The organism is Streptomyces sp. NBC_01465 (assembly GCF_036227325.1).
GTDB lineage: Bacteria > Actinomycetota > Actinomycetes > Streptomycetales > Streptomycetaceae > Streptomyces.
Window position 1 is genome coordinate 5,815,906 of sequence record NZ_CP109467.1, and the last position, 15,858, is coordinate 5,831,763.

The following is a 15,858-nucleotide window of genomic DNA, read 5'->3' on the forward strand; positions in this document are numbered from 1 at the left end:
GCCTCAGAACAGCCTGAGCTTGTCGTCCTCGATGCCGCGCATCGCGTCGTAGTCGAGGACAACACAGCCGATCCCGCGGTCCGTCGCGAGGACCCGCGCCTGCGGCTTGATCTCCTGGGCCGCGAACACGCCCTTGACGGGGGCGAGATGGGGGTCGCGGTTCAGCAGTTCCAGGTACCGGGTCAACTGCTCGACACCGTCGATGTCCCCGCGCCGCTTCAGCTCCACGGCGACGGTCTTGCCGTCCGCGTCCCGGCACAGGATGTCGACCGGGCCGATCGCCGTCATGTACTCGCGGCGGATCAGCGTGTAGCCCTCGCCGAGGATCTCGATCCGGTCGGCGAGCAGTTCCTGAAGGTGCGCTTCCACGCCGTCCTTGATGAGGCCCGGGTCGACGCCCAGCTCGTGCGAGGAGTCGTGGAGGACCTCCTCCATCGTGATGATGAGCTTCTCGCCCGCCTTGTTGACGACCGTCCACACACCGGCTTCATCCCCCGAACCCTCCTTCAGGGTGCAGGGCGGGGACATCCAGTTGAGGGGCTTGTACGCCCGGTCGTCGGCGTGGATCGAGACACTTCCGTCCGCCTTGACCAGGATCAGGCGCGGCGCGGAGGGCAGATGGGCGGTGAGGCGGCCCGCATAGTCGACGGAGCAGCGGGCGATGACGAGACGCATGGTCGGCAACGCTACTCGACGCGCGGGGGTGGACGCGATTCGCCCTTAAGTACCCCGTTCGTAATTGGCCGGTTGTGTTCCCATTCTTCTGGTGCGGCACGGGTTGCGCGCTTACCGTGGAAGCTGGAGGTCGCCGTTCGTGCACTCTGCGTCGTCGTCCTCCTTCCCTGCCCGTAAGGCCCCGTGCTGAAGCGGGGCCGCGAGAGGAGAACCCATGTCGCTCGACGTCTCACCGGCCCTACTCGAACAGGCCGAGCGAGGCGAGGTCAGCGAAGCCGACTTCGTTGACTGCGTCCGGACCTCCCTGCCCTACGCATGGGAGATGATCAGCTCTCTGGTGGCCCAGCTGAAGGTGGACGGCGGCGAGTTCGCCGACAACCAGACGCCTCCGCCGGACGAGCAGGCGCGCGGCCAGCTGCTGCGTGCACTTGCGAGTGATGCGATACGAGGTGCGCTGCAGCGCCACTTCGGAGTGCGACTGGCCTTCCAGAACTGCCACCGTGTGGCGGTTTTCCCGCTGGACTCCTCGGTCGACGAGCGGCTCGCCCGCTTCACCTCGATACGAGGCCAGCTGCTGAACCAGTCGCCCGAACTCCGGGACTGCTGACGCCTTGAGCTGCTGTCCCGTTTCGCGGGAGGTGCAACTGAAACGGGACAGCAGCACCCGTCGGGGCGGCCGCGGGCGTCAACTACCCGATCAGCGGCAGGACTTCGGCCCCCAGTCGGCGTACGTTCTCCTCCGTGGCGGCCACGTCGCCCGACCCCTCGACGAGCAGCGCGAAGCGTGAGATGCCGGTCTTCTCGGCCGTGGCGGCGATCCGGTCGGCGGCCAGCGCGGGAGGGCCCACCGGGTGCAGTCCGCAGAGCATCTCCGTGTACGCGACCGGGTCGCGCATCGCGCGATGGCGGCCGTCGACCGTGACATGGGCGTCGAGCCCCTGCTTCAGCCAGCCGGGCATCGCCTTCAGCAGCGTCTCCGCCGCCTCCGCGGGACGGTCCGCGATCTGCGCCACCCCCGCCGACACATGGGCGCCTTCGGGGGAGTGGCCCGCCTCCCGTGCCGTACGGCGCCACAGGGCGACCATGGCGGCCTTCTCCTCGTCGCCGCAGTGCATGCCGAGCAGCATCGGAAGTCCGCGCTCCGCAGCCAGCTTCACGCTCTTCGGCGACGTACAGGCGACGACGACTTCCGGACCTTCGGCGTCCGTGCCCAGCAGTTCGGCGGCCCTGGGCACGACCGGCACCTCGCGGAACGCGAAGCGCTCACCTTCGGCCGACACACTGGGCTCGCGCAGCCAGCGCAGCAACAGGTCGAGGGACTCCGGGAAGCCGCTCTCGTACGCCTCCAGACCCGCCCCGAAGACCTCCAGGTCGACCCACGGCCCGCCGCGCCCCACACCCAGGCTGAAGCGGCCCCCGGAGGCGATGTGCAGCAGCGCCGCCTGCTCGCCGAGTGCGACCGGATGCGCGCTGGGCAGCACGCTCACCGCCGTACCGACCCGGATTCTGGACGTACGGCCGAGGACGAGCGCGGCCAGGGTGACGGCGGACGGACACACGCCGTACGGAACGAAATGGTGCTCGGCCAGCCAGACCGAATCGAGCCCGGACTCCTCCGCGACCTCGGCGGACCGCAGCGCACGGTGCAGCGACTCCCCCTGTCCCTGTCCCGGGAACTGAGCTGCCAGTACAAAGGCCCCCACACGCATGGCCATCCGCCTCCTTCGCGGCCGACGCGGCACTCCCCACTACCGGCAATAACGTCTGACACGTGCCAAAGGCACGGCCTACGCGCGGGTAATTGTGATTGTCCGCCAAGTGGGGTCCCGTGCTGGGGCGATTACCCTCTTCCGCTCCCCGTAGGCTGGGATGTGAGAGAAAGTGTCCGGTCTGCCCCGTGAGGTGTCACGTGTCCCCGCGCCGCAACCGCCCCAGTGGTGGCGAGAATCCGAGCGAACCTGCCGAGGGGGGTGGGGGAGCGGTCCCCGACCGCTTCGGGCTGCAGCGCACCGAGTCCTGGCAGGGCGAGGAGTGGTCCGTGCGCATGGTCAGCGGCGCGGCCGCCGCGGGCAAGCGCTACCGCTGCCCCGGCTGCGACCAGGAGATCCCCTCGGGCGTCCCGCACGTGGTGGCCTGGCCGGAGTACGGCGGCGTGGACGACCGCAGGCACTGGCACAAGGCCTGCTGGAACGCGAAGGACCGCCGCACCTCGAAGGTGCAGCGGTCCCGTAACGCGCCGCGCTACTGAGCGCGTTGCCCGTACGTCACACGTCGCGCTTGCTCAGCAGCGCGAAGGCCCCGGCGATCGCGACGGCGGTGACGACGGCCAGCAGGGCGAGCTGCTTCATGCCGTTGCCGGTGTCGTCGCCGGACATCGCGTTCGAGAAGAGCATGGAGATCGAGTTCGGGGCGTTGTACTCGATGAGCTTGTCGGAGATCGACTGCAGGCTCGCCGAGATCCCCATGATCGGCCCGATGATCGACGGCAGCAGCACCACGCCGAGCATCGCGGTGATCGCGCCCGCGGAGTGCCGCAGCATCGAGCCGACGGCGACCCCGAGCAGCCCGAGCAGCGAGACGTAGAGCGCGCCGCCGAGGACGCTTCGCGCCCAGTCGGCGCCGCTGGTGGAGCCGCCGCCCCCGCTGTGCATCGCGGCGGTTGCCGCTCCGACCAGGCCGATCGCGACGACGAGTGCGGAGAAGGAGAGCGCGAAGAAGACGAGCATCTTCGCGGCGAGGACCCGCCAGCGCTGCGGGGATGCGGTGAAGGTCGTACGGATCATGCCGGTGCCGTACTCGGAGGAGACCACCAGCACGCCCAGCGTGATGATGCAGATCTGCCCGAGCAGCAGCCCGAAGAGGGCGGGCAGGGTGAACGGGTAGCCGATGAAGTCGTCGTCGGTCGTCTGGACGGAGACCAGCAGCCCGATGCCGACGACCAGGACGAACATCACGCCGATCGTCCAGATCGTGGAGCGGACCGTACGGATCTTCGTCCACTCGGAGGCGAGCGCATGGCCCAGGTGCGTGGAGCGCACCGGGATCGGCGAGGCGTAGCCGCCGCCCATCGGCTGCTGCTGCGGCGGCTGTGCGTACGGGGCCGGGGTCGGGGTCGGCGCGGTCATCGGGCGTCCTCGGGCTTGTTCAGGTCGGAGGGAGCGGGGGCCTCGGCGGGCGGCGCGGGCGGTGCGGCGGGCGCTTCGGGTACGGGCGGTGCCGCGAGCGGGGCCAGCTGCATCGTGGGCATCGGGGCGGCTGCCGGGGCGGGCGGCTGCGCGGCCGGGGCGAGCTGCATCGTGGGCATCGGGGCCGGGGTCTGCTGGGGCTGGTCCGCGTACGGGTTCTGGGCCGGGGCCGCCTGGCCGGGAGGCGGCGGCGGGTACCAGCCGGGCTGCTGCTGGGCGGGGGCCGGCTGCGGCGGTGCGTAGCCGTGACCCTGCTGCTGCGGCACCGGCTGCTGCAGGCCCGCGCGCTGGTCCACCGTCGAGCGGTAGTCCACGGCGCCCTGCGTCATCCGCATGTACGCCTCCTCCAGCGACGCCTGGTGCGGGGAGAGCTCCCACAGCCGTACGTCCGCCTCGTGCGCCAGATCGCTGATCTGCGGCAGCGGCAGCCCGGTGACCCGCAGGCCGCCGTCCTGCTCCGGCATGACATGACCGCCGGCCTCGGTCAGCGCGGCCGTCAGCTTCTCGCGCTGCTCGGGCTCGGTCTGCGGGGTGCGGACCCGCGCGAAGTCCGCAGAGTTGGCCGAGATGAAGGCGCCGACGCTCATGTCGGCGAGCATCTGGCCGCGTCCGATCACGATCAGGTGCTCGGCGGTGAGCGCCATCTCGCTCATCAGGTGCGAGGAGACGAAGACCGTACGGCCTTCCGCGGCAAGGGACTTCATGAGGTTGCGGACCCAGAGGATGCCCTCGGGGTCGAGACCGTTGACCGGCTCGTCGAAGAGCAGCACCTGCGGGTCGCCGAGCAGCGCGGCCGCGATGCCGAGCCGCTGGCCCATGCCGAGCGAGAAGCCCTTGGAGCGCTTGCGGGCGACCTCCTGCAGTCCGACGACGCCGAGCACCTCGTCGACGCGGCGGGCCGGGATGCCGGAGAGCTGCGCCAGGCAGAGCAGATGGCTGCGCGCGCTGCGCCCGCCGTGCACGGCCTTGGCGTCGAGCAGCGCGCCGACCTGGCGCGGTGCGTTCGGCAGCTTGCGGAAGGGGTGCCCACCGATCGTCACATGTCCCGAGGTCGGCTCGTCGAGCCCCAGGATCATGCGCATGGTCGTGGACTTGCCGGAACCGTTGGGGCCCAGGAAGCCGGTCACGGTCCCCGGGCGCACCTGGAAGGAAAGGTTGTACACGGCTGTCTTGGCGCCGTAGCGCTTCGTCAGGCCGACTGCCTCGATCATTCTCCGCACCCATCGACAGCTCACGACGTCGGGGCGCACGCCCCCGTAAGGGTTAGGAGAATATCCGCAGGCTGACGGTTCCTGCCAAGCGCGAGTAAAAAACTAGGCGTCGCGCTTCTTCAGTACGAGATAGCCGCCCGCCAGCGCGAGCACCACCCAGCCGACGAGGATCGCAAGACCGCCCCAGGGCCCGTACGGCGCCGGGTCGCTGTCCATGGCGTCCGGCACCACCTGCATGATCTTCGAGCCGGCCTGGTCGGGGAAGTAGCGGGCGACGGTCTTGGCGACCGGGACCGCCGAGAGGATCTGCGAGATCAGGAAGAAGAACGGCATCAGGATGCCGAGCGAGAGCATCGAGGAGCGCAGCATCGTCGCCACGCCCATCGAGAAGATCGCGATCAGCGCCATGTAGATGCCGGCTCCGACGACCGCGCGCAGCACATTGGGGGCGCCGATGGTCGTCGAGTGGCCGCCGAGGAGCGACTGGCCGAGGAAGAAGGAGAGGAAGGCGGTCGCCTGTCCGACGACCAGTGTCAGCACGCCGACGACCGCGACCTTGGAGAAGAGGAAGGTGGCGCGCTGCGGTACGGCCGCGAGCGAGGTGCGGATCATTCCGGAGCTGTACTCGGTGCCGACGACCAGGACGCCGAAGACGACCATGGCCAGCTGGCCGAGCATCATCCCGGAGAAGCTGAGGAAGGTCGGGTCGAAGGTGAGCCGTTCCTGCTCGGAGAGGTCGTCGAACTGCGACTTCATCAGGGCGCAGAGCCCGGCGCTCATCCCGACGGTCACCACCAGCGCCAGCACGAGAGTCCAGGCGGTGGACGAGACCGTACGGATCTTGGTCCACTCCGACTGGAGGACCGCGGGTACCGATGCCATGGGTCAGGCTCCCTTGCTCTTCTTCGGGGTGAAGCCCTGTCCCCACTCGGGGGCCTGCGGCTGGTCCTGCGGTGCTGCGGACGCGCTGTCCGACGTGTGTGCGTGGTACTCCACGGACCCCGCCGTCATCTGCATGAACGCCTCCTCCAGCGAGGCGCGCTGCGGCGAGAGCTCGTGCAGCACGATCTGATGGCTCGCCGCCAGCTCACCGAGCTGCTCGCTGCTCGCGGCGTCCACCTCCAGCGAGCCGTCGCCGACGCTGATCGCGGTGATGCCCGCCTCGGTGATGACGTCCCGCAGCCGTTCCTGCTGCGGCGAGCGCAGCCGTACGTAGCTGCGCGAGTTCTCGTGGATGAAATCCGCCATCGAGGTGTCGGCGAGGAGTTTCCCCTGGCCGATGACGATCAAGTGGTCGGCGGTGAGCGCCATTTCGCTCATCAGGTGGCTGGATACGAAGATCGTGCGTCCTTCTGCCGCAAGACTCTTCATCAAGTTGCGGATCCAGTGAATTCCCTCGGGGTCCAGACCATTGACGGGTTCGTCGAACATCAGGATCTCGGGATCGCCGAGGAGCGCCGAGGCGATTCCGAGACGCTGTCCCATACCGAGGGAGAAGCCCTTGGACTTCCGTTTGGCGACCGCGGTCAGCCCCACGGTGTCCAGGACCTCGTCGACCCGCGATGCGGGGATGCGGTTGGACTGGGCGAGGCAGAGCAGGTTGTTGTACGCGCTCCGGCCGCCGTGCATCGACTTCGCGTCGAGGAGCGCACCGATGTACTTCAGGGGCTCGTCGAGCTCGCGGTACTGCTTGCCGTCGATCAGGACCGTGCCGCCGGTCGGGTTGTCGAGGCCCAGCATCATGCGCATGGTCGTCGACTTGCCGGCGCCGTTCGGGCCGAGGAAGCCGGTCACCATGCCCGGTCGGATCCGGCAGGACAGCTGGTCGACGGCGGTCTTGTCGCCGTACCGCTTGGTGAGGCCCTCGAGCTCGATCATGCGGTCACGCTAAAACGGCACAAAGCCCCCCGCCACCGGAGTGGCAGAGGGCTCTGGGCCGTGACGTACTAGCGGGTCTGCTGCGCCGGGACGCCGCGGGAGACCGGCTCGTCGTCCACCGGGCTGCTCGCGGCGGCGACAGCGGCACCCGTGAGGGTGGCCAGCATCTCGCGGACGTTCGTCAGCTGCGCGTTGATCGAGTCGCGGCGGTTCGTCAGCGCCGCCAGCTCGCGCTCCGATTCGCTGCGGATGCGGTCGGCCTTGGCATTGGCGTCGGCCACGATGTCCTCGGCCTGGCGCTGCGCGGTCTCGACCGTCTGACGGGCACGGCGCTCGGCGTCCGTACGGAGCTTCTCGGCCTCCAGGCGGAGCTGCTCGGCGCGGTGCTCGATCTCGGCCAGACGCTTCTCGGCCTTCGCCTGACGCGAGGCCAGGTCGCGCTCCGACTGCTCGCGGCGCTTGGCGAGGTTCGTCTCGAAGTCCGCGGCGGCCTGGGCGGCCTTGGCGCGGGTCTCCTCGAAGAGGGCGTCCGCCTCCTCGCGCTTGGACTGCGCGTCCTTCTGGGCCTCGCCCCGCAGCTGGGAAGCGTCGCTCTTCGCCTTCTCGACGATGCGGACGCCCTCGTCCTCGGCCTTCGACTTGCGCTCGGCAGCGAAGGACTCGGCGTCGTTGCGCACCTGCTGGGCGGCGGACTCGGCGAGCTCGCGGTGCTGCTCGGCGGCGCGGCGGGCCTCCTCGCGCAGGTCCTTCGCCTCCTCCTCGGCGAGACGGAGGATCTTCTCGACGCGGGCACCGAGACCGGCGTACGACGGCTCTGCGTCGTTGACCTGGGCCTGGGCGTTCTGCGTCTCGAGGTGGAGCTCCTCGATGCGCTTTTCCAGAGAGGTGATCCGTGCCAGAGCGCTGTCACGGTCGGCGACGAGCTTGGTAATGCGGTCGTCCACCTGACCGCGGTCGTAACCACGCCGCACGAGCTCGAAGCCGAATGGGGAGGAAGTGTCGCTCATGAGGTTCCTGTCGAATGAGACCGGTGAGGTGATAGAGGGAATCCTAGGGGCCCAAGCGGCGTGTCATAGAGCAGATGCCCGTTTGATCTGGAGAATGTCCAGCCTTTTGAGTGGCTAGTTCTCGGAAGACTTGCCACTCGAACGAGTTCCACCTGCTGCTGCGCCTGCCTTGACGGCTCCTTCCTTGCTTCCGCCGCCGGTCGGAGCCTCAAAAGATTCCAACGCCTCGAGCACGTCCTGGACACGGGAGATCTCGGCCTGGATGTCCTCGCGCCGGCGCACCAGCACGTCGTGCTCGCGCGTCGCGTCGGCGACGAGCTGCTCGGCCCGCTCCTTCGCCTCGCCGTGGATCCGCTCGGCGTCCCGTACGAGCTCGGCCTTCTTCGTCTCGGCTTCCTTCAGCAGCGACTCGGCGCGCTTCACGGCGGCGATACGGACCTTGCCGGCCTCCGAACTGGCCTCCGAGACCAGCTCCTTGGCCTTCGCCTCGGCCTCGGCCTGCTGATCGGCCGCGGCCTTCATGAGGTTGTCGACGCGCTCGCCCGCGGTCCGCATCTGCTCGGACGTCTCGCGGCGGGCCCGCTCGTGCAGCTCCTCGATCTCGCCCGTGATCCGGTCGCGCAGCTCTTCCGAGCGCTCCCTTATGGCGGTGGCGTCCCGGCGTGCGCCGACGAGGAGTTCGTCCGCGTCCGTACGGGCCTTCTCGACCAGGCTGTTGCCCTCGACGGTCGCCTCGGCGGTGATCCGCTCGGCCTCGCTGCGGGCCGCGCCGACCATGGTGTCGGCCTGTGCCTCGGCCTCGGTGGCCGAACGCAGCGCCTCCTCCTGGGCCTTGGCGATGAGCTGGTCGGCCTGCTCGGCGGCGTCCGAGCGGCGCTTGGCGGCTGCCGTACGGGCCTCGTCGAGGGTGCGGTCGGCCTCCGACTGGGCGTCGGCGCGCAGCCGTTCGGCCGTGGCGGCGCCCTCGGCCTTGACGCGCTCCGACTCGTTGCGGATCCGCTCGGCGGCCTGCTGGGCGGAGCCCACGGTCTCGGCGGCCTCGGCGCGCAGCTGCTCGGCCTCGTTGGAGGCGTCGCGCACCAACTGCTCGGCGCGGGCCACGGATTCGGTCTGCAATTGCTCGGCTGCGGCGGTGGAGTCCGTACGCAGCCGGTCGGCCTCCGAGGAGGCCTCGGTGATCAGCAGGTCGGCCTGGCCCGCGGCGTCCGAGCGGATGCGGTTGGCGTCCTCGCGGGCCTCGGCCCGGGCGCGGGCGGCGTCCTGTTCGGCGGAGGCCACCGCGTCGGAGGCCTCGGTGCGCATGCGCTGGGCGTACTCGGCGGTGTCCGCGCGCAGCCGCTCGGCCTCGGTGATCGCTTCCGTGACGGTGCGCTCGGCAAGGGACTTGGCGGCCTCGGACTCCTCGTGGGCGACGGCCCGGATGCGGGAGGCGTCCTCCGTGGCGCGCTCGCGCTCGCCGTACGCGTCGGAGCGGAGCCGGTCCGCCTCCTCCTGCGCCTCGGTCTTCGTACGGTCCGCGGAGTGCTCGGCGGCCGAGCGCAGCCCGGCGATCTCCTGCTCGGCCTGCTCCTGCAGCCCGGACACGGAGTCCCGTACGTCCTTGGCGGTCTGCTCGGCGGCCGCGACCATCTCCGTCGCGCGGCGGTCCGCCTCCTCGACCAGCCTGATCGCCTCGGCCTGCGCCTCCTCGACGCGCTTGCGGGCGGAGGCGAGGAGCTCCTCGCTCTGCTCTCGGGCGCGGGTCCGCTCCTGCTCGGCCTCGGCGCGGGCGGAGCCCAGCGTCTCCTCGGCCTCGCGGCGGCGGCGTACGGCCTCCTCCTGGGCGGCAGCGAGGGCTTCCTGCGCCTCGGCGCCGACGCGCTCGGCGGCGGCCGCGGCTTCCGCCCGTACGCGGTCGGCGCTGTCCTGCGCCTCGGTCTTGAGCCGCTCGGCCTCGGCGGCGGCCTCGGACCGCAGCCGTACGGCGACGGATTCGCCCTCCGCGCGGGACTGCGAGGCGTCGGCGGCGGCCTCGTCGCGCAGCCGCTCGGCCTCCTGCTCGGCCTGGTCCTGCAGGGTGCGGATGCGCTCCGCGGCCTCGGTCCGCAGCCGCTCGGTCTCGTCCGCGGCCTCGCGGCGGATCCGCTCGGCCTCGGCGCGGGCGTCGGTGAGGGTCGTCTCGGAGGCGGTGAGGCGCTGTTCGGCCTCGGTGTGCAGCCGGCCCAACTCGTCTGCGGCTTCGGCCCGTCGGGCCTCTATGCCGCGCTCGGTCTCCTCGCGGAGGGCCGAAGCGGCCTCCTCCGCCTGGGACTTGACGCCTTCGGCCTGCTCGTCGGCCTCCGCGCGCAGCCGCTCGGCCTCGGCGCGGGTGCGCTCCAGGGTCTCCTCGGCCTGCTTGCGCAGGGTCGTGGCGCGCTCGATGGCTTCGGTCCGTACGCGCTCGGACTCCGTCGCCGCACCCGAGCGCAGCTCGTCCGCGTCCGTACGGGCCTTGGCGAGGAGCTCCTCGGCGGTGGTGGCCGCCTCCTCGATCTGCTGGACGGCCTCCCTGCGGGCCTCGCCGCGGATCCGCTCGCCCTCCGCGACCGCCTCGGCCCGCAGCTGCTCGGCCTCGCCGCGCAGCCTGCGCGCCTCCTCCTGCAGCTCGACCGTCTTGGCCCGGTACTCCTTGGTGTCGTCCTTGGCCGCGCCCTTGAGCTGGTCGGCCTGCTCGGCGGCCTCGCCGCGCAGCCGCTCGGCCTCGGCCTCGGTCTCGCGGCGGATCCGCTCGGCTTCCTCGGCCGCCGCCTTGATCGTCGACTTGGCGTCCTCGGAGGCCTTGGTGAGGACCTCCTCGGCGGTACGGGCGGCCTTGGCGAGCTGGGCTGCGGTGTCCTCGGCGGTGGCCGTACGGGCCTTCTCCGAGGCCTCCTTGACCAGCCGCTCGGCCTCGGCGCGCGCATCTGCAAGGGCCTGCTCGGCCTCCGCCTTCAGCGCTTCGGCGTCGGTGGTGGCCTCGCCGACGAGCCGGGCGATCTCGGCCTTGGCGGTACGGGTGCGCTGCTCATTGGTGGACTCGGCGGAGGTCAGCTGCTTGGAGGCCGACTCCTTCGCCTCGGTGAGGACCTTCTCGGCCTCGGCACGCGCCTCGCGCAGCGCCGTCTCGGCCTCCTGCATCCGCGTCTCGGCGGTGCGGCTGAGCTCGGCGGCCTGCTGGCGGGCCTGGTCGGACTCGGCGGTCGTGGACGTACGCAGCTGCTCGGCGTGGGATGTGGCCTCCTGCGCCTGGTTCGACGCGGCGTTCAGCAGGCGCTCGGCGTCCTTGCGGGCGCGCAGCAGGATCGCGTCGGCCTCGGCGCGGGCGGTCTCGGCGGCGGAGCTGAGCCGCTGGCCGGCCTCCTCGGCGACGCGGGCGGCCTCGGCGCGGGCGGCGGCCAGGGACTGCTCGGCCTCGGCGCGCGACTCGTCCATGAGCCGGCGGGCCTGGGATTCCGTACGGGCGCGAAGCTGCTCGGCCCAGGCCACGTTCTCGTTGACGTGCGCCTCGACGGTCTGGCGGCGCTCGTTGAGCTCCTGGTCGAGGCGCTGGCGGCGGGTGACGGCCTCGGTGTGCAGCTCGGACTGCAGGCGCGCCTGGTGCTCGGCGTGCTCCTGCAGGATCCGCTGGGTCTGGGCGCGGGCGTCGCGCAGCTCGCGCTCGGCGTCCATCCGCAGCTGGTCGGCCTGGGTCTGGGCATTACGGAGCAGCTGCTCGGCCTGGTAGCCGATGTCCGCCGCGTCGTAGGCAGGGCGGGACGCGAGGTTGCGGCGCGCCTCGTGCAGCTTGGCGCGCAGCACCTCGACCTGATAGCCGAGGTCCTCGGCGTGCTGGACGGCCTTCTCCCGCTCGGTCTTCAGCCGGTCCATCTCGGCCTCGAACCGAGAGAGGTGGTCGTCAGCCCGGTGGCTCTCCTGGCGTTCGTAGCCCCGCACTGCGCGGTCCCATCCGTCCCCTGGTCGCAACACTTCTCCGTACGTGAGCACGTCGTCGTGCATGACGGCCCCCGGGGAATGGTGTCAGATCATCGGCGAGACCTGGGTCACAGGCCCCGATCCGGCCCCGGACCGGAGCCGCCCACTCTACCGGCCCAGGTATCCGGAGGTCAGTGCTCCGTGGAGGCGGGGGGTGCGGAGGTGACCAGTTCCGTCAGTACGCCGTGACAGTCCTTGGGGTGCAGAAACGTGATGCGGGAGCCCATGGAGCCGATCCTGGGCTGGTCGTAGAGGACCCGTACACCCTTGTCGCGAATGGCCTGGGAGTCACTGTCGACGTCCTCGGTGCCGAAGGCGATGTGGTGCACGCCCTCACCGTTCTTGGCCAGCCACTTCCCGACCGCGGAGTCCTCGCGGGTGGGTTCCAGGAGCTGCAGATAGGAGGCGCCGCCGTCGGACGTCTCGTTGATCTTGAGCATGGCTTCGCGTACGCCCTGCTCCTCGTTGACCTCGGTGTGGAAGACCTCGAAGCCGTACGTCGCACGGTAGAACTCGACGGTTGCGTCGAGGTCATGACAGGCGATCCCGATGTGGTCGATTCGCGTCAGCATGGGGTTAAGTGCAGCGCGCCGACGGGTGGTTACGCAACGTGCGCGCGATCACATTCGTGAGGCGGTGACGAGTGGCCTACCGCTCAGTACATTCAAGTAAACCCTCGTTCACATCTCACCATCCAAGGGGCCGTGCCCATGTCTGTGTCTGGAACGACCGGTACCACCACCTCCGTGATCGTCGCGGGTGCCCGTACGCCCATGGGGCGCCTGCTGGGCTCCCTCAAGTCCTTCTCCGGCGCCGATCTGGGCGGCTTCGCCATCAAGGCGGCGCTCGACCGGGCCGGGATCGGCGGCGACCAGGTCCAGTACGTGATCATGGGGCAGGTGCTCCAGGCCGGGGCAGGGCAGATCCCGGCACGCCAGGCGGCCGTCAAGGCCGGCATCCCGATGAACGTCCCCGCGATCACGATCAACAAGGTGTGCCTCTCCGGGCTCGACGCGATCGCGCTCGCGGACCAGCTGATTCGCGCGGGCGAATTCGACGTGGTCGTCGCCGGCGGCCAGGAGTCGATGACCAACGCCCCGCACCTGCTCCCCAAGTCCCGTGAGGGCTACAAGTACGGCGCGATCGAGATGCTCGACTCGATGGCGTACGACGGACTGACCGACTCTTTCGAGGACATCGCCATGGGCGCCTCCACGGAGAAGCACAACACCCGTCTGGGCATTGCCCGTTCGCCTCAGGACGAGTTCGCGGCGGGCTCCCACCAGAAGGCCGCCGCGGCCCAGAAGAACGGCCTCTTCGAGGCGGAGATCACCCCCGTCGAGATCCCGCAGCGCAAGGGCGACCCGGTCCTCTTCTCGCAGGACGAGGGCATCCGCCCCGAGACCACGACGGAGTCCCTGGGCAAGCTCCGCCCTGCGTTCGCAAAGGACGGCACGATCACGGCCGGCACCTCCTCGCAGATCTCCGACGGTGCGGCGGCGGTCGTCGTGATGAGCAAGGCCAAGGCCGAGGCGCTGGGCCTCGACTGGATCGCGGAGATCGGCGCACACGGCAATGTGGCGGGCCCCGACAACTCCCTCCAGTCGCAGCCGTCGAACGCGATCCAGCACGCGCTCGGCAAGGAGGGCCTCGGTGTTGACGACCTCGACCTGATCGAGATCAATGAGGCTTTTGCGGCAGTTGCGGTGCAGTCAATGAAGGACCTCGGGGTGTCCCCGGAAAAGGTGAACGTCAACGGCGGCGCGATTGCCCTGGGTCACCCGATCGGGATGTCGGGCGCCCGGGTCGTCCTCCACCTGGCACTGGAGCTGAAGCGCCGTGGCGGCGGCGTGGGCGCGGCGGCGCTGTGCGGCGGCGGCGGTCAGGGCGACGCCCTGATCATCCGGGTCGCGGGCAAGTAGGTTTCGCCGTACGTACGGAAATCCGCGCGTCCGGAAATTCGCTGAACGGAGCTGTGAACGTGGACGTCCCCACCCTGGTCGAGCAGGCCCGCGAGGGCAGGCCCCGGGCCGTAGCCCGGCTGATCTCCCTGGTGGAGGGGGCGTCCCCGCAACTGCGGGAAGTGATGGCACGGCTGGCGCCGCTGACGGGCAATGCGTACGTGGTCGGCCTCACGGGGTCGCCGGGAGTCGGCAAGTCGACTTCCACCTCGGCCCTCGTGGCCGCGTACCGCCGGGCCGGAAAGCGCGTCGGGGTCCTGGCCGTCGACCCCTCCTCGCCCTTCTCGGGCGGTGCGCTGCTCGGCGACCGGGTCCGGATGTCCGAGCACGCCTCGGACCCCGGGGTCTACATCCGCTCGATGGCCACCCGCGGCCATCTGGGCGGCCTCGCCTGGGCGGCGCCGCAGGCCATCCGCGTCCTGGACGCGGCGGGCTGCGACGTTGTCCTGGTGGAGACGGTCGGGGTCGGCCAGTCCGAGGTGGAGATCGCCTCGCAGGCCGACACCTCCGTCGTGCTCCTCGCGCCCGGAATGGGCGACGGGATCCAGGCGGCGAAGGCCGGGATCCTGGAGATCGGTGACGTGTACGTGGTGAACAAGGCAGACCGGGACGGCGCGGATGCGACCGCCCGCGAGCTCAACCACATGCTGGGCCTGGGCGAATCGCGCGGCCCCGGCGACTGGCGCCCGCCGATCGTCAAGACGGTCGCGGCCCGCGGCGAGGGCATCGACGAGGTCGTCGAAGCGCTGGAGAAGCACCGCGCATGGATGGACGAGCACGGGGTTCTGAACGAGCGCCGCCGCGCCCGCGCCGCCCACGAGGTCGAGACGATCGCGGTCACGGCGCTGCGGGAACGTATCGGCGACCTCCGCGGCGACCAGCGCCTGGACGCGCTGGCCGAGCGGATCGTGGCGGGGCAGCTCGACCCGTACACGGCGGCCGACACCCTGGTGGAGGGTGTGACGGCGGGGGGCTGACGGGCCTCAACGGCCCGTCAGGACCACCAGTTTGCCCAGGGCGGCGCCCGTCTCCATGTCCGTGTGCGCGCGGCGGATGTCGTCGAGCTCGTACGGGGTGACGGGACCGAGCGACACCGTGCCCGCGGCGATTCCGTCGAGGAAGCGCTGCAGGACCGCGGCCGGGAGGTCGCCGCTGTCGCCGCCGTACGCGGTGAGGCGTACACCCGTCGGGAGATAGCCGATCGGGTAGAAGTCGCGGACGATCCACTGGTTCGACAGCATCCCGGTGAAGCAGACCGTGCCGTGCACACGGGTCGCGGCCAGGGTGTCGGGGAGTGTCGGGGTGCCGACCAGTTCCAGGGCCGCGTCCACGCCGTCGGGGAAGAGCGCGCGGGCGGCCTCCGCGACCTTGCCGTCGTCGACCAGGACATGGTCGATGCCCTGGGCCTTGAGGGTGTCCGCGCGGTCCGGGTTGCGGGTCGTCGACAGCACGGTCGCGCCCAGCTCCTTCGCCACCGCTGCCGCCGCGAGACCGACCGACGAGGTGCCGCCGCGGATCAGCAGGCTCTGGCCCGCCGACAGGTCCAGACCCGTCGTCAGCGATCCGTACGCCGTCTGCAGCGTCTCGGGGATCGCGCCCAGCACCTCCCAGGGCAGGGCGGAGGTGAAGGGGATGACCTGGCCCACGGGGACGAGCGTGTACTGGGCGTACCCGCCGTCGTAGGTGCGGCCCATGTCGCCCATCATCGTGGCGACTTGATCCCCCGGGCGCAGACCGCTGCCGGCGTCGGCGGGGTCCAGGGCGTCGACGACGCCGGTCGCCTCGATGCCGGGGATGCGCGGGAAGGTGACGTCCTCGGCCAGACCGAGGCGGGTATGGAGCTCCGAGCGGTTCAGGCCGAAGGCCTTGACCTCGATGCGCACCCAGCCGGGCCGGACGGCCGGCACCGGAATGTCCAGGACGTCGAGGTTCTCCACCGGTCCTGGACCGCTCAGTACGACGGCTCGCATCG

The 15,858-nt window shown here is 70.7% G+C and carries 14 protein-coding genes; 4 read left to right on the plus strand and 10 right to left on the minus strand.

Annotated elements, in window-relative coordinates:
• Nucleotides 1–3: 3 nt before the first annotated feature.
• A complete protein-coding gene (gene nucS, locus OG707_RS27495) occupies nucleotides 4–675 on the minus strand; it encodes an endonuclease NucS (protein WP_329122887.1) in 672 nt (223 codons plus the stop codon).
• Nucleotides 676–889: 214 nt separating this feature from the next.
• Between nucS and OG707_RS27500 the strand changes: the two genes are divergently transcribed.
• The gene (locus tag OG707_RS27500) at nucleotides 890–1,282 is read left to right on the plus strand and encodes an SCO5389 family protein (RefSeq protein WP_329122889.1); all 393 of its coding nucleotides are present in this window, start codon (nucleotides 890–892) and stop codon (nucleotides 1,280–1,282) included.
• An 82-nt stretch (nucleotides 1,283–1,364) separates the two neighbouring features.
• Here the strand turns inward: OG707_RS27500 and OG707_RS27505 are convergent, their stop codons facing one another.
• On the minus strand, nucleotides 1,365–2,384 hold the full coding sequence (locus OG707_RS27505) for an LLM class flavin-dependent oxidoreductase (protein ID WP_329127991.1): 1,020 nt from the start codon (nucleotides 2,382–2,384) through the stop codon (nucleotides 1,365–1,367).
• 200 nt (nucleotides 2,385–2,584) lie between these two features.
• On the opposite strand from OG707_RS27505, the gene OG707_RS27510 reads away from it, so the two are divergent.
• Complete coding sequence (locus OG707_RS27510; RefSeq protein ID WP_329122892.1) at nucleotides 2,585–2,923, plus strand: ATP/GTP-binding protein; 339 nt, start codon at nucleotides 2,585–2,587, stop codon at nucleotides 2,921–2,923.
• A 16-nt stretch (nucleotides 2,924–2,939) separates the two neighbouring features.
• Here the strand turns inward: OG707_RS27510 and OG707_RS27515 are convergent, their stop codons facing one another.
• The 7 genes from OG707_RS27515 to mce all read right to left on the minus strand — a co-directional run bounded on the left by OG707_RS27515 (nucleotide 2,940) and on the right by mce (nucleotide 12,497).
• Nucleotides 2,940–3,800, minus strand: a complete 861-nt coding sequence (locus tag OG707_RS27515) for an ABC transporter permease (protein WP_329122894.1) — start codon at nucleotides 3,798–3,800, stop codon at nucleotides 2,940–2,942.
• On the minus strand, nucleotides 3,797–5,071 hold the full coding sequence (locus OG707_RS27520; protein ID WP_329122895.1) for an ABC transporter ATP-binding protein: 1,275 nt from the start codon (nucleotides 5,069–5,071) through the stop codon (nucleotides 3,797–3,799). Before OG707_RS27520 ends, OG707_RS27515 begins: the two co-directional genes overlap by 4 nt.
• 102 nt (nucleotides 5,072–5,173) lie before the next feature.
• On the minus strand, nucleotides 5,174–5,953 hold the full coding sequence (locus tag OG707_RS27525) for an ABC transporter permease (RefSeq protein ID WP_329122897.1): 780 nt from the start codon (nucleotides 5,951–5,953) through the stop codon (nucleotides 5,174–5,176).
• A 3-nt stretch (nucleotides 5,954–5,956) separates the two neighbouring features.
• Complete coding sequence (locus tag OG707_RS27530; protein WP_329122900.1) at nucleotides 5,957–6,949, minus strand: ABC transporter ATP-binding protein; 993 nt, start codon at nucleotides 6,947–6,949, stop codon at nucleotides 5,957–5,959.
• A 68-nt stretch (nucleotides 6,950–7,017) separates the two neighbouring features.
• Nucleotides 7,018–7,956 carry a cellulose-binding protein gene (locus OG707_RS27535; protein WP_329122902.1) on the minus strand — a complete coding sequence of 313 codons (939 nt, stop codon included), beginning with the start codon at nucleotides 7,954–7,956 and terminating at the stop codon, nucleotides 7,018–7,020.
• Between the two features lie 114 nt (nucleotides 7,957–8,070).
• Entirely contained in the window at nucleotides 8,071–11,886 is a 3,816-nt protein-coding gene (gene scy / locus OG707_RS27540; protein ID WP_329127993.1) for a polarized growth protein Scy, read from the minus strand.
• Nucleotides 11,887–12,056: 170 nt separating this feature from the next.
• Complete coding sequence (gene mce, locus OG707_RS27545; RefSeq protein ID WP_329122904.1) at nucleotides 12,057–12,497, minus strand: methylmalonyl-CoA epimerase; 441 nt, start codon at nucleotides 12,495–12,497, stop codon at nucleotides 12,057–12,059.
• 144 nt (nucleotides 12,498–12,641) lie between these two features.
• Here mce and OG707_RS27550 point away from each other — a divergent pair, with 144 nt between their 5' ends.
• Both OG707_RS27550 and meaB read left to right on the plus strand, forming a co-directional pair.
• Nucleotides 12,642–13,847, plus strand: coding sequence for an acetyl-CoA C-acetyltransferase (locus OG707_RS27550; protein WP_329127996.1), 1,206 nt, complete (start codon nucleotides 12,642–12,644; stop codon nucleotides 13,845–13,847).
• A gap of 53 nt (nucleotides 13,848–13,900) precedes the next feature.
• A complete protein-coding gene (gene meaB / locus OG707_RS27555) occupies nucleotides 13,901–14,863 on the plus strand; it encodes a methylmalonyl Co-A mutase-associated GTPase MeaB (RefSeq protein WP_443071401.1) in 963 nt (320 codons plus the stop codon).
• Between the two features lie 6 nt (nucleotides 14,864–14,869).
• On the opposite strand, the gene OG707_RS27560 is transcribed toward meaB, so the two are convergent.
• A complete protein-coding gene (locus OG707_RS27560) occupies nucleotides 14,870–15,856 on the minus strand; it encodes a zinc-binding alcohol dehydrogenase family protein (RefSeq protein WP_329127998.1) in 987 nt (328 codons plus the stop codon).
• Between the last annotated feature and the right edge of the window lie 2 nt (nucleotides 15,857–15,858).